Annotated in this window: 16 protein-coding genes; 11 read left to right on the top strand and 5 right to left on the bottom strand. The window is 57.5% G+C overall.

Annotated elements, in window-relative coordinates; all coding sequences use genetic code 11:
* Nucleotides 1-177 precede the first annotated feature (177 nt).
* From dnaK to GH722_04685, 3 genes are all read left to right on the top strand, one after another.
* On the top strand, nucleotides 178-2103 hold the full coding sequence (gene dnaK / locus GH722_04695) for a molecular chaperone DnaK (protein MRG71057.1): 1926 nt from the start codon (nucleotides 178-180) through the stop codon (nucleotides 2101-2103).
* A gap of 84 nt (nucleotides 2104-2187) precedes the next feature.
* A complete protein-coding gene (gene dnaJ, locus GH722_04690; protein MRG71056.1) occupies nucleotides 2188-3336 on the top strand; it encodes a molecular chaperone DnaJ in 1149 nt (382 codons plus the stop codon).
* A gap of 22 nt (nucleotides 3337-3358) precedes the next feature.
* Nucleotides 3359-4207, top strand: coding sequence for a hypothetical protein (locus GH722_04685; GenBank protein ID MRG71055.1), 849 nt, complete (start codon nucleotides 3359-3361; stop codon nucleotides 4205-4207).
* A 41-nt stretch (nucleotides 4208-4248) separates the two neighbouring features.
* On the opposite strand, the gene GH722_04680 is transcribed toward GH722_04685, so the two are convergent.
* The gene (locus GH722_04680; GenBank protein ID MRG71054.1) at nucleotides 4249-5790 is read right to left on the bottom strand and encodes a methyltransferase domain-containing protein; all 1542 of its coding nucleotides are present in this window, start codon (nucleotides 5788-5790) and stop codon (nucleotides 4249-4251) included.
* An 84-nt stretch (nucleotides 5791-5874) separates the two neighbouring features.
* Nucleotides 5875-8037, bottom strand: coding sequence for a sulfate adenylyltransferase (locus GH722_04675; GenBank protein MRG71053.1), 2163 nt, complete (start codon nucleotides 8035-8037; stop codon nucleotides 5875-5877).
* A 171-nt stretch (nucleotides 8038-8208) separates the two neighbouring features.
* On the opposite strand from GH722_04675, the gene GH722_04670 reads away from it, so the two are divergent.
* The 4 genes from GH722_04670 to GH722_04655 all read left to right on the top strand — a co-directional run bounded on the left by GH722_04670 (nucleotide 8209) and on the right by GH722_04655 (nucleotide 12218).
* The gene (locus tag GH722_04670) at nucleotides 8209-8838 is read left to right on the top strand and encodes a DUF2927 domain-containing protein (protein ID MRG71052.1); all 630 of its coding nucleotides are present in this window, start codon (nucleotides 8209-8211) and stop codon (nucleotides 8836-8838) included.
* Complete coding sequence (locus tag GH722_04665) at nucleotides 8838-9425, top strand: hypothetical protein (GenBank protein ID MRG71051.1); 588 nt, start codon at nucleotides 8838-8840, stop codon at nucleotides 9423-9425. Before GH722_04670 ends, GH722_04665 begins: the two co-directional genes overlap by 1 nt.
* A gap of 161 nt (nucleotides 9426-9586) precedes the next feature.
* Nucleotides 9587-11521 (top strand): acetate--CoA ligase, encoded by a 1935-nt coding sequence (acs, locus tag GH722_04660; GenBank protein MRG71050.1) that lies wholly within the window; start codon nucleotides 9587-9589, stop codon nucleotides 11519-11521.
* Complete coding sequence (locus GH722_04655) at nucleotides 11490-12218, top strand: hypothetical protein (protein ID MRG71049.1); 729 nt, start codon at nucleotides 11490-11492, stop codon at nucleotides 12216-12218. The genes acs and GH722_04655 overlap by 32 nt, the downstream gene beginning before the upstream one ends.
* On the opposite strand, the gene GH722_04650 is transcribed toward GH722_04655, so the two are convergent.
* The 3 genes from GH722_04650 to GH722_04640 form a co-directional block, all read right to left on the bottom strand.
* Nucleotides 12199-13485, bottom strand: coding sequence for a nucleotide sugar dehydrogenase (locus tag GH722_04650; GenBank protein MRG71048.1), 1287 nt, complete (start codon nucleotides 13483-13485; stop codon nucleotides 12199-12201). The genes GH722_04655 and GH722_04650 overlap by 20 nt on opposite strands.
* A gap of 112 nt (nucleotides 13486-13597) precedes the next feature.
* Nucleotides 13598-14806 carry a hypothetical protein gene (locus GH722_04645; protein MRG71047.1) on the bottom strand — a complete coding sequence of 403 codons (1209 nt, stop codon included), beginning with the start codon at nucleotides 14804-14806 and terminating at the stop codon, nucleotides 13598-13600.
* Between the two features lie 1279 nt (nucleotides 14807-16085).
* Nucleotides 16086-16226, bottom strand: coding sequence for a hypothetical protein (locus tag GH722_04640; GenBank protein MRG71046.1), 141 nt, complete (start codon nucleotides 16224-16226; stop codon nucleotides 16086-16088).
* 47 nt (nucleotides 16227-16273) lie between these two features.
* Between GH722_04640 and GH722_04635 the strand changes: the two genes are divergently transcribed.
* From GH722_04635 to GH722_04620, 4 genes are all read left to right on the top strand, one after another.
* A complete protein-coding gene (locus GH722_04635; GenBank protein ID MRG71045.1) occupies nucleotides 16274-18418 on the top strand; it encodes a hypothetical protein in 2145 nt (714 codons plus the stop codon).
* 76 nt (nucleotides 18419-18494) lie between these two features.
* Nucleotides 18495-19511, top strand: a complete 1017-nt coding sequence (locus tag GH722_04630) for a hypothetical protein (protein ID MRG71044.1) — start codon at nucleotides 18495-18497, stop codon at nucleotides 19509-19511.
* Nucleotides 19499-22201: a hypothetical protein gene (locus GH722_04625; protein MRG71043.1), complete on the top strand. Its 2703-nt coding sequence runs from the start codon at nucleotides 19499-19501 to the stop codon at nucleotides 22199-22201. Before GH722_04630 ends, GH722_04625 begins: the two co-directional genes overlap by 13 nt.
* Nucleotides 22176-23000: a VTC domain-containing protein gene (locus GH722_04620; GenBank protein ID MRG71042.1), complete on the top strand. Its 825-nt coding sequence runs from the start codon at nucleotides 22176-22178 to the stop codon at nucleotides 22998-23000. Before GH722_04625 ends, GH722_04620 begins: the two co-directional genes overlap by 26 nt.
* The last annotated feature ends 4 nt before the right edge of the window (nucleotides 23001-23004 follow it).

Below are 23004 nucleotides of genomic sequence, written 5' to 3'. Positions count from 1 at the left end.
GCGCCGTGCCGGGATTACCCCATCAATTCTGGGGACATTCAAGCCGGCTGACCAGAACGGGTCCGTTATCGGGACCCGCCGCCGGAAACGGCATACGACAACCAGAATGGGGATTCCATCCACGGTCGCTGAAATCGGGCCGTATCCGGAATCCGCCGAAAGAAAGAGGTATCAGATATGAGCAAGGTTATTGGTATCGACCTTGGTACAACGAATTCATGTATCGCGGTCATGGATGGCGGTGACGTCAAGGTTATCGAAAACTCCGAAGGCACACGTACGACCCCGTCGATGGTCGCTTTCTCCGATTCCGGCGAGCGTCTTGTCGGCCAGCCGGCGAAGCGCCAGGCTGTCACCAATCCGGAAAACACCCTTTTTGCGATCAAGCGTCTGATCGGCCGTCGTTTCGACGATCCGCTGACCAAGAAGGATATGGACCTGGTCCCCTACAACATCGTCAAGGGTGATAACGGCGATGCCTGGGTGAAGGTCAACGAAGACAAGTTCTCTCCCTCGCAGATTTCCGCCTTCATCCTGCAGAAGATGAAAGAAACCGCCGAGAGCTATCTTGGCGAGACAGTGACCCAGGCGGTCATCACGGTTCCGGCTTATTTCAATGACTCGCAGCGTCAGGCAACCAAGGATGCCGGCAAGATCGCCGGGCTTGAAGTGCTCCGCATCATCAACGAGCCGACAGCCGCTGCGCTGGCCTATGGCCTCGACAAGAAGAATACCGGCATCATTGCGGTCTATGACCTTGGTGGTGGTACCTTCGACGTGTCCGTGCTGGAAATCGGCGACGGCGTGTTCGAAGTGAAATCGACGAACGGTGACACTTTCCTCGGTGGTGAGGATTTTGACTCCCGGATCATCGACTACCTTGCCGACGAGTTCAAAAAAGAAAACTCGATTGACCTGCGCAAGGACAAGCTGGCCCTGCAGCGCCTCAAGGAAGCTGCGGAAAAAGCCAAGATCGAGCTGTCCTCGTCCATGCAGACCGAAATCAACCTGCCGTTCATTACGGCAGATGCCTCCGGTCCGAAGCATCTGAACATCAAGCTGACCCGTGCCAAACTCGAAGCACTGGTTGCCGAACTGATCAAGCGCACGATTGAGCCCTGCAAGGCAGCTCTCAAGGATGCGGGTATCTCTGCCGGTGAAATCGACGAGGTTATCCTGGTCGGTGGTATGACCCGTATGCCGAAGGTCTTCGACGCGGTGAAGGAATTCTTCGGTCGTGAGCCGCATAAGGGTGTGAACCCGGATGAGGTTGTGGCTCTCGGTGCGGCCATTCAGGGCGGTGTCCTTAAGGGCGACGTGAAGGATGTTCTGCTGCTCGACGTGACCCCGCTGTCGCTGGGTATCGAGACGCTGGGTGGCGTGTTCACCCGACTGATCGACCGCAACACGACGATCCCGACGAAGAAGAGCCAGACCTTCTCGACCGCTGAAGACAATCAGAATGCGGTTACCATCCGGGTCTTCCAGGGTGAACGCGAAATGGCGGCAGACAACAAGCTGCTGGGTCAGTTCGATCTGGTGGGTATCCCGCCGTCACCGCGCGGCATGCCGCAGATTGAAGTCACCTTCGATATTGATGCGAACGGTCTGGTCAATGTGTCCGCCAAGGACAAGGCGACGGGCAAGGAACAGCAGATCCGCATTCAGGCCTCTGGTGGTCTGTCGGATGAAGATATCGACAAGATGGTCAAGGAGGCTGAAGCCAACGCAGATTCCGACAAGCAGCGCCGTGCCATGGTTGAAGCCAGGAACCAGGCTGAATCGCTCGTCCATTCCACCGAGAAGAATATCGAGGAATATGGCGACAAGGTTGATGCTGCTGACAAGGAAGCCATCGAGAAGGATCTCGCTGATCTGAAGGAAGCGATGGAAGGCGACAGCGTCGAGGATATCGAAGCCAAGACGCAGACCCTGATGCAGTCCTCCATGAAGCTGGGCGAAGCCATTTACAAGGCCCAGCAGGACGAAACCGCAGCTGAAGGTGAAGGCCCGGACAATCCCGAGGGCACTGCCACAGCAGAAGACGGTGTTGTTGATGCGGAGTTCGAAGAAGTCGACGACCGCAAAGACAAATCGGCCTGACGCCGAATCGTATAACTCGAACAAACGCTGTCCGGCGCGTTTTCTGACGTGCCGGACAGCAAACGAGATCGGGGGCGGAGCTGAATGGCGAAGCAAGATTATTACGAGACTCTTGGCGCGGCCAAGGATGCCAGTGCGGAGGACCTGAAGAAGGCCTACCGCAAGATGGCCATGAAATACCATCCGGACCGTAATCCGGATGACAAGGCAGCCGAACAGAAATTCAAGGAACTGAACGAAGCCTATGACGTCCTGAAGGACGAACAGCGGCGGGCGGCTTATGACCGCTATGGCCATGCTGCGTTTGAAAACGGTATGGGCGGTGGCGGCGGACAGGGTGGTCCGGGTGCCGGCGGATTTGATTTTGCCTCGGGCTTTGCCGACATCTTTGACGAGATGTTCGGTGATTTCTCCGGTGGCGGACGCCGTGGTGCCGGTGCCGGTCGCGGGTCGGATCTCCGGCTCAATCTGGAAATTTCCCTGGATGAAGCCTTCAAGGGCAAGAAGGCGACGGTCAGTGTACCGTCCTCAGTCGGCTGCGAGACCTGTAGTGGTACGGGCGCCAAGGGTGGCGCACAGCCTGTAACCTGCGGCACCTGTAACGGTGCCGGCAAGGTCCGTGCACAGCAGGGTTTCTTCACCATCGAACGTACCTGCCCGGCCTGTCAGGGCCAGGGACGGGTGATCAAGGATCCCTGTGGTTCCTGTGGTGGTGCCGGTCGCGTCCGCAAGGAACGCTCACTCTCCGTGGATATTCCGGCAGGTGTCGAGGAAGGCACACGTATCCGGCTGGCCGGGGAAGGCGAGGCCGGGTTGCGGGGTGCACAGGCAGGTGATCTCTATATCTTCCTGTCGATCAGGCCTCATCGCCTGTTTGTCCGTGACGGGGCCAACATCTATTGCAAGGTGCCGATTCCGATGACAACCGCCACGCTTGGCGGGTCGGTGGATGTCCCGACGATTGATGGCAGCCGTGCCAAGGTAAACATTCCTGCAGGCACCCAGACGGGGCAACAGTTCCGTCTCCGTGGCAAGGGCATGTCGGTGCTGCGGCAGCAGGCCCGGGGTGACATGTTCATTCAGGCGTCGGTGGAAACACCCACCAACCTGTCGGATGAACAGCGGGATATCCTCAAGAAGTTCGAAAGCTCCGGCGGCGGTACCAAGGCCAGCCCGCAAAGCAGCGGCTTCTTCTCGAAGGCCAAGGAACTCTGGGACGACCTGACGGACTGACACAGCAGGAGCGGAGGCGTGCGTGACGGCTGTCCGTCAGCCTGAGTTTATCGAACATGCCTCCTGGGAACGCGGTTTTCAGGCGCATTTCGATGCAGAAATCGCACCGCTTCTGCGGGATCTGGAGGAGCACCGTCTGACGGTGCTCCGGTCCATCCGTCGCCGCCGGTTTTTTGCGATACTGTTATCGTCCGGGTTTGTGGCCGCGCTTGGGCTCCTTGTTCTCGGGGGCTTTCGGGAAGATTTCTTCCATATCCTGCCAGCTTTGATGCTGATTGCAGCTTTCGGAATGTGGATTGCCGTTGTTCTGGCCGGGAAGGCCTATGAGAAGAACCGCAAGTCGGTTCTGATGCCGGCAATTCTCGGCTTTTTCGGTTCGTTCCGGTATGCGGTAAAAGGCCGGGTTCCGGTCGGGCCCTTGCAGCATGACGATCTTTATTCCGGCTGGAACAAGGCCGCGCTGTCAGATGAAATTTCCGGCGATTATCAGGGCCGGAATTTCGTGCTGGCAGAACTTCTGCTGACCCGCGAAGTCAGGAAGGAACACCGGGACCATACAACGAAACGGGTATGGCCGGTCTTCCGGGGCGTGCTGATCCGGCTTGCGCTCAGTCAGCCTCCCGATGACCGGGTGATGCAGGATATCGGCTCGATCATCGCCGTGAAGTTTCCGGAGGGGTATAAATGCGCGGCCATCGATCAGGCTTTATGGCTGATGCTGCCCTGCAAGTATGACCATTTTGAGTCCGGCGAGATCACCCGGACCGCCTTGCAGACTGACGATATCCGTCAGATGCTGGCCGATACCGCAAAGCAGCTCGATCTGATCCAGGCGATTGGCGCAAGGCTGGATCATGAACCGGAGCAGTGAGGCAATATCTGGCAGTCCGGAAATCGTTATTAACCCCTGTTTCAGTCCGCTGCTTCCACGACACCCAGTTCCAGCAGTTTCGGCAGCCAGCCTGACCTGAAGGCGGCAAAGGCATCATTCAGTTGCTCCCGGGCCACGGCGTCACCAAAGGCGTGATCGCCAACCCCGGCCAGCTGGTGTCCGGTTCTGGCCATTTCTGCCATCAGCCAGTCCACAGCTGCGTCTGGTGCGATATCAAGGGCGCGCAGCATCATTGCCGTTGAACCACCCAGCCGAAGGCCGGACCCCAGTTCGGGGGCAACAACCGGAGCCTCCCCTTCATCCATCGCCAGCCGGTCAATGAGCCGCCGGGTCGTGTCATGAACAATCCGGCAGCGTTCGGGAACGGTGACTGCTTCTGTCGGTTTCAGGGCAGCATGGAACTGCCCTCCGGCGATCAGAAAGGCGGTTGCGTCCGATGCCATGTCGATATCCAGCCCGTCAATCAGCCGGGTCAGTTGCGCGGGTGAAGCAGCCCTGCCGGATAAGATGTCGATGACCGGATCGAATACCTCGCCATCATACTGAATGGCGATTTCACCAAACCCGACTTCCCGTTCAATCAGGGAGACAGGGAGGCTTGCAGTGACGGGAATGTCGTGGAGGGCGGCCTGCCAGTCATCAGCGGATAACTGGGTGCTGCCGCGCACGAAGACATCCTTGCGGAAGGTTTCGTTGCGGACGAAATCACGCAGCATTTCCAGTTCCGTCCGGGTGGTGCAGGACCGCGCCTTGTCCTGAAGCAGCGGCGGGAAGGCCAGATCAACATAGGTCAGGAAGGTCGTCGCGGTGCCGGCGAAGGTCAGCCCGGCGGTGCTGAACCGTTCAAAAATATCAGCGGCTTCGAACGCCCGGTTGGAGGCATTCAGAAATTCATGAACCACATAGCGCGGATCCATGTCAGCCAGCCGGTCAAGATGATTGCCAAGCTCCGGATAGCACCGGAAAAACGCAATATTGGCGGATTTCATCTGTTGCAGGGCAGTGATGGCCCCCATTGCCCTGTCGGCGGCATTACCGTCGATTGTGGCGGCCTCGGCAAGCAGACGGCTGCGGAGCGACTGTGTTGCCGACCATCCGGGCAGGGCGTTGTAACTGGCATAGACAATACCACCGGGGGCCACATGGCGGTCGAGAAAGTCAGTCAGGGCTGCAAAGGGCCCGTCATCCAGCCAGGAGACCAGACCATGCATGACGACAAAGTCGAACTGCTCGTCAGGCCCCAGTGCGACATCATCGAAACCGCCACAGAGCAGCCGCAGGTTCCCGGCATCGCTCGCCAGATCAGCCGCTTCCCGGATATGGTCGGGGTTCAGGTCGATGCCGGTGAAGCGGGCATCCGGAAAGGCTGCGGCAAGAACCGCGAGTGTTACCCCGTAACCGCAGCCGATATCCAGATAGCGGAACGGGCGATCAAGCGGCACCGCCGGATACCCGCCCAGCAGGGCCGTATAATTCAGCCGTACCGGTGACAGTTCTTCCTGAAACTCAAACAGGTAGGGTGTGTCGAGAACATATCCGGACGGGGTGGTATCGCTGGACATGGCAATCCTGTTCTTCAGTTGGATATCTGTTCTATCAGGCCTGGCTTTTCAGACCAACGTCTGTATCCGGGCGGACGGGCGGTCTTATTCCGTATGAAACACCGCCTCGCCGCGACCGATCATCTCAAACAGGGCCTGCTGGGCTTCGGTGCGCATGAACCAGGACGGCAGGGCGCGTCCGCTGCGCAGACGTTCGCGAACTTCGGTGCCGCTGATGGAGGCGGGATCGGTAATGGCTGAGGCCGGGCCAAAGCTGCCCTGATTGCTGTCGAAGGCAATTTCGTCAAAGAACAGCGGAGTGATGCCGATATCACCGAGCTGATCGAACAGCCGGACATTGGCATCCGGAGCATAGAAATCGCCAACACCTGTATGGTCCCGGCCCAGGATGAAATGGCTGCATCCCATGTTCCGGCGGCAAAGCGCGGTGAACACGGCCTCCCGCGGGCCGGCATAGCGCGACCATGTGGCAAAGGCTGCCAGTACGGCACGGCCTTTCGGGTAGATGCCCGCATTGAGCACCGCCTGATAGGCGCCGAGGACCGCATCAGCCTCGAAATCACCGGGTTTTTTCGGGCCAATCACCGGGCTGATCAGCAGGCCGTCTGCGCTGGCCTGTTCCATGGCGGCGAGCTGGATAAACTCATGCGCCCGGTGCGGTGCGTTGCGGGTATGAAAGCCGACAACCCGGTTCCAGCCTTTGTGTGAGAAGATTGACCGGGTCTGTGCCGGGGTCAGGGCATAATCGCGGAACAGACTGCTGGCGGCGGCGGTCAGGCGAACCGGTCCGGCAATGAATACCGGACCGGCCTTGCGAACCCGTGCAACGCCGGGATGGCTGTCTGATGATGTCCCGAACCAGTCGACCAGCAACCGGTCCAGATCCGGCTCATAGACATCGGTTACATCCATCAGTGCCTGGATGTCGCCGTCCGGTCCCTTCAGGGCCAGCGGATTGCCGGCGGATATCTGCCGGGCGGCCTCGCGATCTGCCTGCAGGACAACAGGCAAGGTCCAGGGGTCTCCGGATGGCAGGCGGTAGTCAGCGATGACTGATTCCAGCGTTTCGCGATCCATGAAGCCCTGCAACGGTGAATAGGCACCGATGGTGAACTGCCGGCAATCCATGATGTCGGTCAGGCCGACAGCCAGCGACGGCAGCCCGTCCGGTATTTCCGTGACGTCACCGCGAATAATCAGTTTGCCGCCAACCGGTTCGGCCAGCAAGGAGACCGGCAGGAAGTCACCGATATCTTCCGGCGGGCTTGCTTCCTCCTGCTGGCGGATCATGCGGGCAATCATGCTGGCGCATTCAATCGGATAGGCGCCGATGGCGGTTTCCGCGGCCAGTACCAGACCATCTGCGCCGTCCTGCAATGTATTGAAGATATCATTCACCTCGGCGCGGGTCGGGGAGATCGCGGTCACCATCGATTCCAGCAGGTTGGTGGCAACATAGCAGGGGCGCGATACAGACTGTGCCGTGCGGATGATTTTCTTCTGCAATGGGGGAACACGCTCAATCGGGAATTCCCGCGACAGGTCGCCCCGGTCGATCAGGATGGCGTCAGAGGCAATCGCGATGGCTTCGAGATTTTGCAGCCCGGCGCGGCATTCGATCTTCGAGATGATGCGGGCATCCTTGCCGGTCAGTGCCCGCAGGCTGTCCACGTCTCCGGCGGATTGCGCGAAGGACAGGGCAAAATCCTGAATACCGACCGACACCCCGTAGGCGACTGCTTCGCGGTCCTTGTCCGAGAGAGCCTGCAGCGGCACCTGGCGTTCAACGGTAATTGCCTTGTTGCGGCCGACCTGTCCGCCCTGCAACACCCGCGCAACGGCACCGTCCTCATTGATTTCGATGATCTGCACCAGAACGGAGTTGAAATCGATACTGACCAGATCACCTTCAACCAGCAGGTCAATGGCATAGGGCGGATACAGATTGACCGCTGTAGCGTCGCCCGGATGGGGCAGGCGGGGGAAGGTCAGCAGAGCATGCTCGGCCAGTGTCACCGCGCCCGCTTCAATCCAGCCGGTCCGGATCTGTGCGCCTTCACTGTCGAGGCAGATCGGCACATCTGTTGACGCCCGTATGGTTTCGATGGCCCCCGGCAGCTGTTCCATCGTCGTATGGGACAGGTTGATGCGAAACAGCGTCACGCCAAGCCCGGTCAGGCGCCGGATGACACGGTCATTCATCGAGGCGGGGCCGAGGGTGGAGAGAAACTGAATGGATCGGGTCATGGGTCTGCCATCTGGAGAGATCGGATACTAACCGGGTTTAGCTGTCGGTCGTACAGTTGCGCAAGGGATCAATTTTGGCTTTTCCAATGATTGCCCGCCCGTATAATTACAGCTGTGTCAGTCATTAATCATCCCGTTTTACGAATATCAGGTCGTCTTGCGACACTTGCCATGCTGGCTGTTCTTTCGGCCTGCCAGACGACCGAGCAGACGCGGGATCGCGTTACAGCCTTCTTTACGGAGGTCACGTTCGGCGACAACACATCCCTTGTGTCGGAACAGCAGCTGAATACGCGGCGGGTCAGGCGCTGGCAGACAGCGCCAACAGTGGCGATTCAGGGTGCACCGTCAGAAAGCCAGAGACAGGCCGTCGCTGAGTCCGTCACCCGGATTTCCTCTGCGACAGGTCTGAATGTAACGCTGACCGACGGGTCTGGCGACATCATCATCAATTTCACAGACGAACGTGAGTTCGTTATCCGGAAAAATATCGCTGCTGGCTGTTATGCCCATACCAGACGGCGCGGAGACCGCATCAGGTCCGTTGAAATCAAGATCGGCAAACGCAGCGACCCGGAAACCGTCTGGTGTCTTGATCATGAACTGATGCATGCCTTTGGCTTTTTCGGTCATTCCCACCGGCTTCGTTCTGTCATGAGTGCCTCGCATCATGAGGTAAGGCTGACGGACTGGGATCTGATGGCCTTGCGGATTTTATATGATCCGGGGGTTACGGAAGGCGATAAATGGGCGGATATCCGTCCCATCGCCTTGAAATATATCAACAGGGAGATTGAGTGATGTTCCACAGCTTTAACAAAGGTGGCCTGAAGATTGTCGCCGTACTGACGGCCGGCCTGTTTGTTTCTGCCTGCCAGACCACAAAACTTGGCGGTGAGGTCAAGGCGGTAACGGAAGCGGAACAGCCGCTGGTTTTCAACGGGCCGGGACTGGAAGGCGGTTATCGCAGCTTTACCAGCGGGGACCCCACGGGGGCGCGCCATACGGTGACAATGGCGCATTACGGGCCGCGTTCCGGCAGTCTGCCCCGTGCCAGCATGCAGTTGTATCAGGCCAGTGGCGGCATGCATTTCACGAAGTCTCACACCCCCTTTGAGTCCATGAAACTCTGGCACTATTTCAAGGAACGAAATCCAGTGCAGGTTTCAGACGGCGTCGGGGTCAACCCCATCGGGGCTATCGAATATGTCGTTGCGAAAACCTCCGATAACCTTTCCTGCGTCGGTTTTCTGCAATTTTATGGCAGTCGTACAGATGCCGGTCTCGGGACAAGGCGGCTTTCCGGTTACTATTGCGCCCCGGAAGGTGTCTCCCTGAGCGACGCTGACGCGAAATCGATCGTGAAGGGTATCAGCCTCCGGGAATAGCATTCATGCAGGGCCGGCTGATTACCCTGTCAGCTGGCCTGAAGCTGGCTGACCCGGCTTGCCCCAACAGCATCAAAATCCTATAAAAATGACAGTCGGCGTTCTTCGGGAGGGTGCGCCGGATGCCAAATTATAATGTCGTCCAGGAAGGGGATCGTCCGATGTCTGAAGAGCTAGTACCCGTAAAACCCGAAATTGCCGCCAATGCCCTGATTGACCGCGCGAAATATGACGCGATGTACAAGCAGTCCGTGGAAGACCCGGACAGCTTCTGGGGAGAACAGGGCAAGCGTATCGACTGGATCAAACCTTATTCGAAAGTCCGTAATGTGGACTTTAACGCACCGGTCTCTATCAAATGGTATGAAGACGGTACGCTGAACGCCTGTGTTAACTGCGTCGACCGGCATCTGGAAACCCGTGGCGACCAGACCGCGATCATCTGGGAAGGCGATGACCCGAAAGACGACGCGAAGATCACCTATCGCCAGTTGCACGAACATGTCTGCCGGCTTGCCAATGCGATGAAGGCAGAGGGGGTCGGCAAGGGCGACCGGGTCTGTATTTACATGCCGATGATTCCGGAAGCTGCCTACGCGATGCTGGCCTGCGCCCGGATTGGCGCGGTCCATTCCATCGTCTTTGGCGGTTTCTCGCCGGACAGTCTGGCCAACCGCATCAATGATTCCGAATGCAAGATGGTCATCACCGCCGATGAAGGTCTGCGCGGTGGCAAGAAAGTTCCTCTGAAAGCCAATACCGATGCGGCGCTGAAATCATGCCCGTCGGTCAGCAGTGTGATTGTGGTCAAGCGGACCGGCGGCAAGACGGGCTGGGTCGACGGACGCGATGTCTGGTATGCGGATGTCTGTGCGGCTGCTTCGACCGATTGCCCGGCTGAGGAAATGAACGCAGAAGATCCGCTGTTCATTCTTTATACCTCCGGCTCTACCGGTCAGCCGAAGGGTGTGCTGCATACCACCGGCGGCTATATGGTCTTTGCATCGATGACCCATGAATATGTCTTCGATTACCATGAAGGCGAGGTTTACTGGTGCACGGCGGATGTCGGCTGGGTGACCGGCCACAGCTATATCGTCTATGGCCCGCTGGCCAATGGTGCGATTACCCTGATGTTCGAGGGTGTGCCGAACTATCCTTCGATCTCGCGTTTCTGGGAAGTCTGCGACAAGCATCAGGTCAATATCTTCTACACTGCACCGACGGCGATCCGGGCCCTGATGCGTGATGGTGAAGGGCCGGTGAAGAAGACCAGCCGCAAGTCGATCCGCCTGCTTGGGTCGGTCGGTGAGCCGATCAACCCGGAAGCCTGGTCCTGGTATTACAACGTGGTGGGTGATGCCCGCTGCCCGATTGTCGATACCTGGTGGCAGACGGAAACCGGCGGCATTCTGATTACCCCGCTGGTCGGTGCCATCGACCTGAAGCCGGGTTCGGCAACCCTGCCGTTCTTTGGTGTTCAGCCGCAGATTGTCGACGCCGACGGCAATCCGCTGGAAGGCGCGACCGAGGGGAACCTTTGTCTGATCGCCTCCTGGCCGGGTCAGATGCGCACGGTTTATGGTGATCATGAACGTTTCGTGCAGACCTATTTCTCGACCTACAAAGGCAAGTATTTCACCGGTGACGGCTGCCGCCGTGACAAGGATGGCTATTACTGGATTACCGGCCGGGTCGATGACGTGATCAATGTCTCCGGTCACCGCATGGGTACGGCAGAGGTTGAAAGCTCGCTGGTGGCGCATGCCAAAGTGGCCGAAGCCGCCGTGGTCGGGGCACCGCATGACATCAAGGGGCAGGGTATCTATGCCTATGTCACCCTGAATGCCGGTGAAGAACCGTCTGACGAGCTGAAAAAGGAACTGGTGCAGTGGGTTCGCAAGGATATCGGCCCGATTGCCAGCCCGGACTGGCTGCAATGGGCTCCCGGCCTGCCGAAAACCCGTTCCGGCAAGATCATGCGTCGGATCCTGCGAAAGATTGCAGAGAACGATTTCAGCAATCTCGGCGATACATCGACACTGGCTGATCCTGCGGTTGTCGATGATCTTGTCGACAATCGTCAGAATCGCTGACCGATTGCAGAAGACGGCGATGATGGCGCTTTTCCGTCCGCGCCTCATCGTCGGCTTGCTGCTGCTGGTGATTGCGGCTGGCCTGGTCTTTCGCTCCGGCAATAGCGGATATGTGGAATTTGTTGAAGGTGACTACGAGACCGCGGCCGTAAATCTCGGACAGCGGGCCGCTGATGGTGACATGGTTGCGGCGACCATCGCAGGTGATCTGCATGTCGGCTTTGCCGGCCTCGAACCCCGTCTTTGTCTTGCACGGCGTTTCTACAAGCTGGCTGCCGACAGGGAAGATGCCATTGCCCGTGTGCGTTATATCGCGACGGCCCTTAAATTCGTCAGTGGCGAGGGGCGATGTGACTGGGTCAGGTCATCGCTTGAAAGCCTTGTGGGAAGAAGCGGGGGTACGGCAGAGGCCATGCTTGCGACCCTTGCCGAAGGAGGATGTCAGGCTTCGGATCCACAAGGCCGGCTGATTTACCTCCGGATGGCACAAATGCAGGGATTGTCAGTTGTCGGAGATGCTGTCGACAGACTGGGCGGTGACTCATTGCTGTCCGGTGACGCTGTGACGGCAGAAGCGGCACGACGGCTGGAAAAAGCCAGCGCATCCGGGCCGGCAGACTGGGCAGCGGTTTCTGCTTCTGAACCCGACTGGCCCTGTCCGTCAGAACAGACCGGTCCTAAAGCCCCCAGTAAGTGACCCCCGACGGAAATTCCTTTCCGCGCCAGATGGCCTTGATGTCTGCGACCACGCCGCCGTCCCGCAACAGGCTGGCCAGCCGAGAGGGTTCCAGTGCGGTGATTTCGGCGTGGGGAACGAGCCCCACAACACAGTCATAGTCAGCCTGTTGAGGCAGTTCCGTCATCAGGTTGATGCCGTAATGTGACCGGGTCTCTCCCTGATCTGCACGGGGGTCAAAAACATCCACGCTGCATTCCATTGCGGTCAGGCAGGAGATGACATCAACGACTTTCGTGTTGCGGAGATCAGGAACATTTTCCTTGAAGGTCAGCCCCAGCACCAGCACGCGCCGGCCGGCGTAATTGCCGAAAACCCGTTCCATCTGCTCGGCAACCTGCTCGGCAATGAAAATTCCCATACCTTCATTGACCCGCCGCCCGGAGAGAACAACTTCCGGCTCGACACCAGCCTTGATCGCGGCATTGGCAAGATAGTGGGGATCAACGCCGATACAGTGACCGCCAACGAGACCGGGCGTAAAGGGCAGGAAATTCCACTTCGTCTGACTGGCTTCCAGAACATCATGGACCGAGATGCCCATGCGCCGGAAGATCATGGTGATCTCGTTGACGAAGGCGATATTGATGTCGCGCTGGGCGTTTTCGATAACCTTGGCAGCTTCTGCCGTGCGGATGCTGGCGGCCCGGAAGACACCGCCGGTGGTTACGGCGTCATAAACTCCGGCCAGCCTGTCGGTTATTTCCGGGGTCTGTCCGGCGACAACCTTGGTGATGCGGTCGACGGTATGTTCCCGGTCGCCGGGATTGATCCGCTCCGGTGAATAGCCGAGGTGAAAATCGCTGCCGCAAACCAGACCTGATGCTGCTGCCAGCGCCGGACCACAGATATCTTCGGTTACGCCGGGATAGACGGTGCTTTCATAAACAACAACGGCGCCCCGTGCCATATGCCGGCCGACCAGGTCGCTGGCTGACATGACATAAGCCAGATCAGGATTGTTATCCTCATCGACGGGGGTCGGAACTGTAATGATATAGATATCAAACCCGGCGATATCGGCCTCCTGATCACTGTAGATCAGATTGCTGGCAGCCAGCCGGTCGGATTCGACTTCGTTGGTCCGGTCATGGCCGTCCCGAAGCTCGCGGATGCGGGTCCGGTCGATGTCAAAGCCGAGTGTCCGGTGGTCACGCGCGACGGCAATGGCAAGTGGCAGGCCGACATAACCGAGCCCGATGATACAAATGGATGGTCTTGACGACATTCGGTGTTCCCGTTTCTGGAACTGGCGAAAACGGCAGACACCACGTCATTTCGCCTGCGTCAATAGTGCGATTGACCTGTGCCGGATGCCGGGTTGTGGGAAAACGGTGAAATCAGGGCGATGGTTTGCACTCCGATGGAAAAGATTCCGGCGAGGAATCAACAGGAAGGATAGTGCTGATGTCTCCTTCAATCCGGGTGTTCTCCAGACTGGTTCCGCTGGTTCTCACGCCACTTGATTGCAGTCTTCCGAGACGAAAAGGAACATCCTGCCGGTTTTTCCGGAGAGAGACCCGGTCGAGATAAATATCCGCAAGGCGCGCCATCTGGATTTCCGCACCATCAAGATTGATGTCATGCAGCCGGGTTGATTCCATGACCAGTTCGGCAATTTCAGCCGAACCGAAATAGCTGTCAGATATACAGCTGCGGATCAGTGATAACCGGGTTCCTGCAATCGGAAGGCCGGCCCGCCTGTTGCGATTGATGCCGGTCAGTGTGCTGTCTGAAAATGCGAGGTTATCAAACCGGGCGGCATATATCCGGATATCCGAGATATGTGACCGGGCGATCCGGGTGTTATTAAAATTGGCATGCCGGAAATTGACTCCGTTCAGGGTCGTTTCCTCAAAGGTCACATTGTCAAACCGGCTGCTGATCATGCTGGACTGATGAATGATGGTTCCGTGAAGGGATGCACCGGACAGATTTGCATGTTCAACGAGAACATTTTCCAGGCGGGTGCTGTTCAGACTGGCATTGAGCAATGATGTGAGAATTAGCGAACTGTCGCGTAATTCTGCTTTGCTGAAGCTGGCCCCGTTCAGGCGGGCCCCGGTAAAATTCACGCTGGAGATGCTGGCTGCGGTGAAGTCGGCGCCACTCAGGTCGGTGTTTTCGAGACTGACATTCACCAGTGTTGCACCGGTGAAATCCGCTTCTCTCAGATCCGCACCGGCGAGGATAATACCGTTGAGTTTCTTGCCGGAGAAATCCTGTCCCCGGAAGTCGCAGCCCCGCAAGTTCGCTCCGGGGGCAAGGGGTGATGTACAATCGGATGGCCATAACCCGATGACCGACAGTCCTGTGGCGGTGCCCAGAATAAGGATGCTGACCAGCCAGCCGAGACAGCGAACGGCCCTCATGACCGTTCTCTCCCGGTAAACAGCCAGACCATGAAGCAGAGCAGCGTCAGGCAGATATAGAGCAGTGGTATGGACCCTGCGATGACAGAGATGTTTGATTCCGGATAAACCAGCGGATGAAATACGGTGAGCCCGGTCAATGTGGTCACTGGCCCGGCGGCTGAGGATAACAGCCATCTGAAGAGGCCGGCCAGACAGAGACCGATGACGCCCATGCCGACGATCAGGCCCAGCGGTCCGAAATTCGCCAGAAGTTCGGTTGGCCAGGGTATGTTGACCGAGGTGCGCGGATCGTCGCCTGTCAGCAGGTCATAGCGAATCCCGAATTTGTTGCCGGCAACTTCCCGTGGTTTGTCCGGATAGATTACGCGTGGAATCATTGCTGTCAGCAACGGCTTCAGGGTTTCTCCGCGCCAGTAGGGAACCGGATCGGGGGTTCGGTCATAGACATGCTGGAAAACCCAGAACTGACTGATCCGGCGGATCAGGGAGGCTGCACCCGGAGGTATGTCCAGACGTTTGAGGCCTGTACGGGGATTGGTCTGAAACGGATTGTTCAGGTCGTCGATGATTGCGGAATAGACCATCCTGAAGCGTTCAAAACCGACCTCGCCAAAACTGCGACTGGCTGTTGTATAGCGATATCCGCCAAGCAATGTTGCCCCCAGAAGGCCGGCAATCAGCATCAGACGGAGTTGTCGTTCATACAGGAACAGAAAAAACATGAAGGCGGTGATCAGCAGAAACTTTGTGATCAGCAGAGCGCGCAACACGGCGTAGGCTTCAAGCGGGAGCAGAGCGAACAGAAAGAACAGTTTTTCTGCAAGGGTCAGCCGTTGTCGTCGCCAGGCAAGATACAAGCCACCAACAGCGAATAACCCTGCAGGGTCGAGAAGCTGTCCGATTGACGGGAGGTTTCTGACTTCCGGAACATAGGAATAAACAAGATGGACCGCGCCTATGATCCAGAGTATTGCCCGAAAATATCCGCTGAATGCGGGCTCTGGTCCGAGGAAGGGCCGCAGCCGGCTCAATGGACCGCAGATGGCGGCATAATATCCGGTCAGCACAGCCAGGACTGAGGCACTGAAGACCGCATAGGCATCGAGATTTAAGGGGCCCACCTCGGCGATTTCATAAAGCACGACGGATCCGTCGGTCCAGCCAAGCGGGGCGAGGAAGGGTGATGCCGCGAAATAGATGGCGAGACAGGTGCAAAATGCCGGAAACAGCGGTGCCGAGGTTTTCTCGATCCCTGCAAGCCAGAGTGGCCAGGGCAGCAGGCAGATAAAGATAGTCCCGGCGACCAGTATTGTTGTGCCGGTCTCCATTGTCTCGGGACGGACCATGCTCAGCGCCAGGATAAAAAGCAGAATTGCGGCAGTTGCGACGATAACAACCAGGCGGTTGCCGGTTGTCTGGTCGCGGACAACATCACTGCGGGAGAGGGCCGGGGTCATGGTTCTCTGGATTGTTGCGGGAACAGGCCGGGACCAGCCTGCAATCCTGCATAATCTGCGTGTGACAGATTGTCGAGGAACGATGTCCGGAAGACCAGTTGGCCGGTGGTTTGCGCCTTGCCTTCCGGGGCGACCAAGAGTACCGCTCCCCTTGCTCTGAGTCATAATCGAACGGGACGGACATATGGGAAGTCAATCCGCGGTTAATCACAAGACGATCAGATCTTCCGGTTCTGCTGGCCGTGGACATTCAGGCTGGCTGCTGTTCCTGCTGCTTTTTCTGACAGCCCTTGTGCTTCCCCGGTTGATTGCGGGACCGTTTTCGGTTGTTGGTGTGCTTGGGGATATCGGTGATTACTCGGTTCCCTACTTCATGATGGCGGCATCCGATATTGGCTACTTCGGGAACGGCTTTCTGCCGGCTGTTCCCACGGGGGGCAGTCTTTACGAAATCGGCATCCATGCGCCGGCACAGCTGTTTCTTTTTGCTGTTTTTCCAGGCTGGCTGGCGAATGGCCTGAACTGGCTGTGTCTCACACTTGCCGCTGCAACAAGCCTGTATTTGCTGGCGGAACGTCATTTCGATCTGTCTCCGGAATGGGCGGCGCTGGCGTCCCTGATTGGCGGTGCGTCGATTATCAACGGTAATTTCGGATATTCCGTTGTTGCTCTTGTGCCTGTTGTCCTGCTTCAGGCGCTGGAATTTCTACGAAGGCCGACGCCCTTGCGCGGGCTGCTTCTGGTCCTGACCGCCCTGCTCCTCGGTTTGTGGGTGCCGGTAAAATTCCTCGTCCTGTTTCCTGCGCTGGTTCTGACGATTTCTATCCTGACGCTGGGTGATGGCCGGTTTCGATGGCGGGTGCTGGCCTGCCTGCTTGTCATTCTGTCGATCTACAGCTTCCGGACCGGCGATATCGCGGATTTCCTCATGGCGACAGCGACATCTGACCGGGGCTGGATTGTTGAACGCCAGCCGGCTGGCAGACTGTTGCTGATGGGTGCTGAATTTGCGTTTGAGTATGTCGATCCGAGGGTATTGTTTGAACTCCGGCCCTGGCCGCAGACAAATCCGACCTGTGTTGCTTTCTGGCTGATAATTTCAGCGATTTTGTTGCGGGCTGTGACCGGGAAATTCAGGCGTCTGCTGTGGCTTGTTCTCGGCTTGGCGGCGCTTCAGATCGTTTTCCCGGTGATCTGGCAATGGGTACTCTTCGACCTTCTTGAAATGCCCGGCCTTTATTTTCATCCGAAGCTTTGGCGACCGGTCATGCCGTTACTGTATCTCGGTGCGGGTTGTGCCGCGGCAGGACTTGCAGCCCGCTATGGTGCCGCGATTTCGGCAAGGCTGAGTGACAGGATGGCCGGTCGTCTGATTCATGCGCCGCTGGCTGTGTTTGCCCTGGTTGTTGCTTTGCAGAGCTACGGATTTGCGGCTCGCAGCTGGGTTCTTGATGGCAGTTTCAGGGCGCTTTATCACGACCATGCGATTGGCGAGGTTGCCCGGACGGTCGCGGCAGGGCCGTTACCTCCCCGTTCGGTGATTCTCGACAAACCGAACGGATTTCTCGCAGCGTATGGTCTGAGAACCTCCCTTGGACGGACGGAGTGGTTGCCGCACCGCTTCGCGGTCCTGATGCGGGCGGCAGGACTGCTGCCCGAGGTCGGGCGTGACGATATGGGGTATCAGTCCGCTTCGCTGGGGCCAACGATGCTTCTGCACGATGCGTTGATGACTGGAGACCGGGCCGCGACCCTGCGCAATTTTCTTGCCCTGACATCGGTCGAGTGGGTTTTCAGCCGTACGGTTCTGCCGGAAGAGTTTTTTGTGTCGCAAGCCGCTTCCGGATGGAACGACTGGTCTTCCTATGATCTGAGACAGCGAATTGAGCATAGTATCGCCTCAAACCTGTCGGGGCATACCGCCCTTGCGGCGTTCCGCAACAAACAGGCCTTGCCGACAGTTTATTCAGTGACCCGTTATGCGGTTGCTGACACAGCGGCAGAGGCCGCCGGACAGATTTTGGCGCAGCCTGCGGATGATTTACATAATTTTGCCGTAATTGAGCGGGACAACGATTTCGCAGCCGGTTCTGCTGCGTTATCAAAAGTTATCATTCACAGGGTCAGCGGCCAGCCATCCGATATTGTCCTGCAGGTCGAAAGCAACGGACAGGGACTGTTGGTTGTGACGGAGCCGATTGATCATGGCTGGCGTTACCTGGTAGACGGGATGCCTGCCGAAGTGATTGCTGTGAATGCTGCTTTTGTCGGGTTGCCGGTACCGCAGGGTAAGCACGAGCTGGTGCTCCAGCGGGCGTTAATTGATTGAAAAGAAAAGAAACAAAGACTAATACACGAGGATTGAGACGCCGCTTGATGCGCGTGAAAACGGGATGAATGTTGCCTTGAAACGTTACCTTCGGCTTGTGCTGCTTCTGGCTATACTATCTGTACCGGTCTTTGTGACCGTGACGCTGGTTCTGTCACCGGGACTGCGATACCAGGCCTTTCGGGTGATTTCCGAAGCTCCGGGAATTGTGACCTTCTTTACGCTCCGCCGGGATGTCGTTACGCGTGATTTCTCATCTGCCGGTGCGACACTCGAACGGCAGCTCGGCTGGTCGATGTCCTATGATGTCGATCAGAGTGTGCAGGTGCCTGCCCTGATCGAGAACACGGCTTTTACCATGCAGGCCGCAGCACTGGACAGCGAGCGGCAGGCTCTGGCACCGTTTCTGCGTAAACTTGCAGACAGTTACCCCCAGCTCTATCGCCCGCAGATGTGGCTGGGTCAGGCCCTTGCCACTGCAAGCCCGGCGGAAGCCCTGAACAGTCTGAACCGTGCTGCTGAACTGATGTCCACGGATGAAATGATTTACCGGGCAGCTATTCAGGCCGCTGCGCGTCTGGATGATAACGATCTTGTCGCGCAATGGTGCCGTCGTTATCGCACGGCAACTGCGGGTGGGTCTCACCCTTTTCAGTTTAACCCCCTGGCAACGGGTGTGGGCATGCGCCGGGTGATTGCCGAAATTCCGGGTGCTGGCGAAACAACAAATCTTATTGAGTACAACGCCCTGACTCCGGAAGCGGAAAATATTCTCGAATTCCAGATGACAGAGGGTGCGGAATTATCTGAGCTCATGCTGCATTTCGCGACAGCGCCATCAGTGATTCTGACCATTCGGGAAATTGTGTTGCTGGAAAAGGGTCTGCGTACTGCGCGGATCAGCGATGGCCTGGTCTATCAGAGCCGGAGTGGCTATGTGCTGGATGACAACCGGGTCATGCTGACGGGCCAGTTTGGCGATCAGCTGAGAATTGGCTGGCCGAAGCTGGGCCCGGTCCGGGCCGACAAGGCGCTGGTTTTTGTTGATGTTACCCGTGCTGCGCTCACGAATCTGCCGGGATGCCGCCCGTGAAACGGATGTCGCCCCTGACGATTGCGGCAGTGTTTCTGCTGGTTGCTGCGTTGTTCAGCATTCCGGCGGTACTTGTCCGCGATGTTTATCGGGAATGGGCGGCCAGCCATAAGTCGCTTTATCAGTATATCGAACCGCTCGACAGCATCGCTTTTCGACTGAACGGAGCGATCAACGCCATTGATGCTTCCCTGTTTGGCGGCTCAAAACCGGGTCTTGAACAGGTCAGGCTGTATGTCAGCGAGCGCCGGCTCAAGAATCTGCAAAGTGATCTGCCAAACTCTGCCAAGAACTGGAAAAAAGGCCAGATGCTGTTTCCGGATGGCACGCTGGGAAATGTTCAGGTCCGTCATCGCGGTGATAACCCCTTTAACTGGCTCTACGAGAAGCAGTCCTGGCGCATCAAGACCAGCAAGGAACGTATGCTGGGGACAGTCCGGTCATTCAATCTCATTTCGCCGCAGGACCCGGTATTCATTGATACCCATTTCTATCTGCGGCTGGCCAGGGCCTGCGGGCTGATCGCCGGTGACAGCCGTATGGTTGAGCTGGTGATGAACGGGGAAACCCGGGGCGTTCATACGCTTGTTGACCAGCTTGATGAAAACTTCCTCCGAAATAACGGGCTGATGCCTGTTAACCTGTACAAGGGGGAACAGCGGATGAGCGAGCGGCGTTACGGGGTGGAATTTGACCTCTATTCCAATACGGCGCTCTGGAGCAAGGATTCGGTAAACAATTACACGCTGATTTCGGGTGCGCGGGACGTTGACGCCGATATGTCCGACCTGGACTATGTCATGAAGACCACGCAGGAAGCGCTGACCGGTGAGGTGGCCTTTGAGCGGCTGCGTGAAATTGTCGACTGGTCATACTGGGCCCGCTTTGCAGCCTATGAAATTCTGGCGCAGCATTCATATGATGCCCTGCATAATAACCGCCTTGTTGTCGATATCTGGAAGGGGCAGGTTCTGCCACTGCCGATTGACCCTCAGGCGACCCGGGTGGAAAAGCCGGATGATGTGACCTTTTTCCATGAAGGAAGCCGTCTCGGTATTCTGGACCGGCTGGAGCGTAATCCGGAATTCCGTACCGCGACGATGGCAGCGCTGAAGGACATGCTGGAAAGCGGCTGCCTTGATCAAACCATCACCGAGATGCGTGACGGAATAGACGCCCTGCAGATGTCGCTGTCCCGCGATTCGGCTGTCTATCAGGCGCTTGGGTCGCGGTCTTATTTCGGCTTTGATGCGGTTGCTGAAATTGATCATCTTCTCAACGGCTATGAGATTGTGAGGGATGAACTGAAGCGGCGGCTGGCTGCGGTGAAGCCGGTTCAGTGGCAGTCGGCACCGGGGCAGCTGGCGGTCGTCAGCGGCAGTGTCGGCGGGGCGGGGCCGTTCCGTCTTGAAGTGGAGGGCGCCGTGGATACGGATGCGCCTCCGTCGGTGTACTGGGATCGCAATGGTTCCGGTGATATTGATGCAGAAGATATGAAACTGCCGGTCACGGTGACGGGTAATTCCCTGATGCTTGATGCCCGGTTTGCCGGGAACTTTAACCGGGTCGGTGGTGTCCGGCAGACCATTCAGGAAAATTACGGCAGCACACCGATGGTCGTGGCGGCAGAATTCAGGCTGCTGTTCGACCAGCCGTCCCTGCGCGTGTCATCGCTGACTTTGCTCGGCGCAGATGACCCGGTTGATATTCCGGCGAGTACAGCGGAAGGCCAGACCCCGAACCGGCAGAACTATCCGGTTATCCCGTCTGCGCCTGTGGCGGAAACGGTTCTTTCGGGCGATCTGCTGATTGAAGATGTCCGCATTGAGACGGGGCCGGTCCGTATCGAGGCCGGAACGACAATACGAATGGCTGAAGGTGCGTCACTGATTTTGCGGGGCCGCACAGTAATGGCCGGTACGGAGACGGCACCTGTTGAATTCAGATCAGACAAGCCGGGCCGCAACTGGGGAGTGGTCGCGATTCAGGGGGCGGCAGCCAGCGGATCTGAACTGCATCATGTGACATTGTCCGGAGGCACGGGCTCACGGGCAGGGCTGTCGCGGTTTATTGCGATGCTCTCAATCCATGATACCTCTGACATCCTGCTCGATCATCTGCGTTTGTCGGATAATGCAGTTGAGGATGACATGATTCACATCATCTATTCCCGGGATGTGATGATCCGCGACATCGCCATGGAAAACGCTCTGTCCGATGCCATCGACATCGATATTTCCAGGGTGACAATTGAGGGTGGTGTCATCGAACGCAGCGGGAATGACGCGATTGACCTGATGTCATCGGATGCGGTTATCCGTGGGATAAGACTGGCAGGAAGCGGGGATAAGGGTGTTTCAGTCGGTGAAGGGTCAAAAGCCGGGATTGTGGATGTCGACTTTACAGATAATGAAATCGGCGTGCAGTCCAAAGACGGCTCAGTTGCCCGGATCGAAAACAGCCGCTTTGCAGGCAACCGCTTGCAATTGTCGGCCTATCAGAAGAACTGGCGCTATGCCAATGGCGGCGAGATCATGAGCGAGAATTCCGAATTCAGGGCTGAGGGGGGAGCCGGGAGGTTCTCTGCGGATGTGAAATCACGGATCACCGTTGGCAAGGGAACGCTTGCCGGCCCGGTGACAACCGAGGGTGCCGTGATTTTTGATGCTCCGAAAACGGCCGGACAGTAGGCGGTACCATGTCCATTTTACCTCAGGGAAGAACGCGATAATGGCCCCGGATATCATGCGGCGGGGGACGGTCGAGGAATTCTCTCGCTATGAGTTCAAGTATCTCCTGGATGCGGACATGCGTGAACAGGTTGAGAGCGAGATATCGAATTTCATGCGTTATGACGGCTTTGCCCATAGCGAGATGGAAAATTCCTATATCGTGCGGTCCCTCTATTTCGACGATCAGGAACGCACCCATTATTATGAGAAAATCGATGGCCAGCTTGACCGGCGGAAATACCGTCTGAGAACTTATGTTCATGACGATGATGGCCAGACACCGATCTTTCTGGAGATGAAGGGGCGCTATAATCAGCGCGTCTACAAACGCCGGGCCCGGATTGCCCGTCAGGAACTGGGATCGTTCCTGGATCCATATCTGCTTGGCGGCATTCCGCAGGGGCAGGAGGATACGGAATTCCTGGAAACCTTCCTGTATTCATCGCTGCGTCGCAGGCTGTCGCCGGTTGTGCTGGTTGATTATATCCGCCGCCCCTATGTCAGCGACTATGATATGAACTTCCGCGTAACCTTTGATTCTGAACTTCGGTCGGCAGCGACCGGTCAGCTGTTTCCGGATGCGACACCGCCCTGGAAGCTCGCAGAGCCCGGCCGGACAATCGTCGAGATCAAGTTCAATCGTCGAATACCGGCTTGGTTTCATCGTATAGTTCAGGCATATGGTCTGCGCCGTCTGTCCATTTCAAAATTCTGCCGGGGCATGGAAATCAATGGCCTGGCAGCCCGTCTCGAATAACAAA

The organism is Alphaproteobacteria bacterium HT1-32 (genome assembly GCA_009649675.1).
In the GTDB taxonomy this organism is placed as follows: Bacteria; Pseudomonadota; Alphaproteobacteria; order Rhodospirillales; family HT1-32; genus HT1-32.
This window is presented reverse-complemented; position numbering and strand designations above follow the sequence as displayed.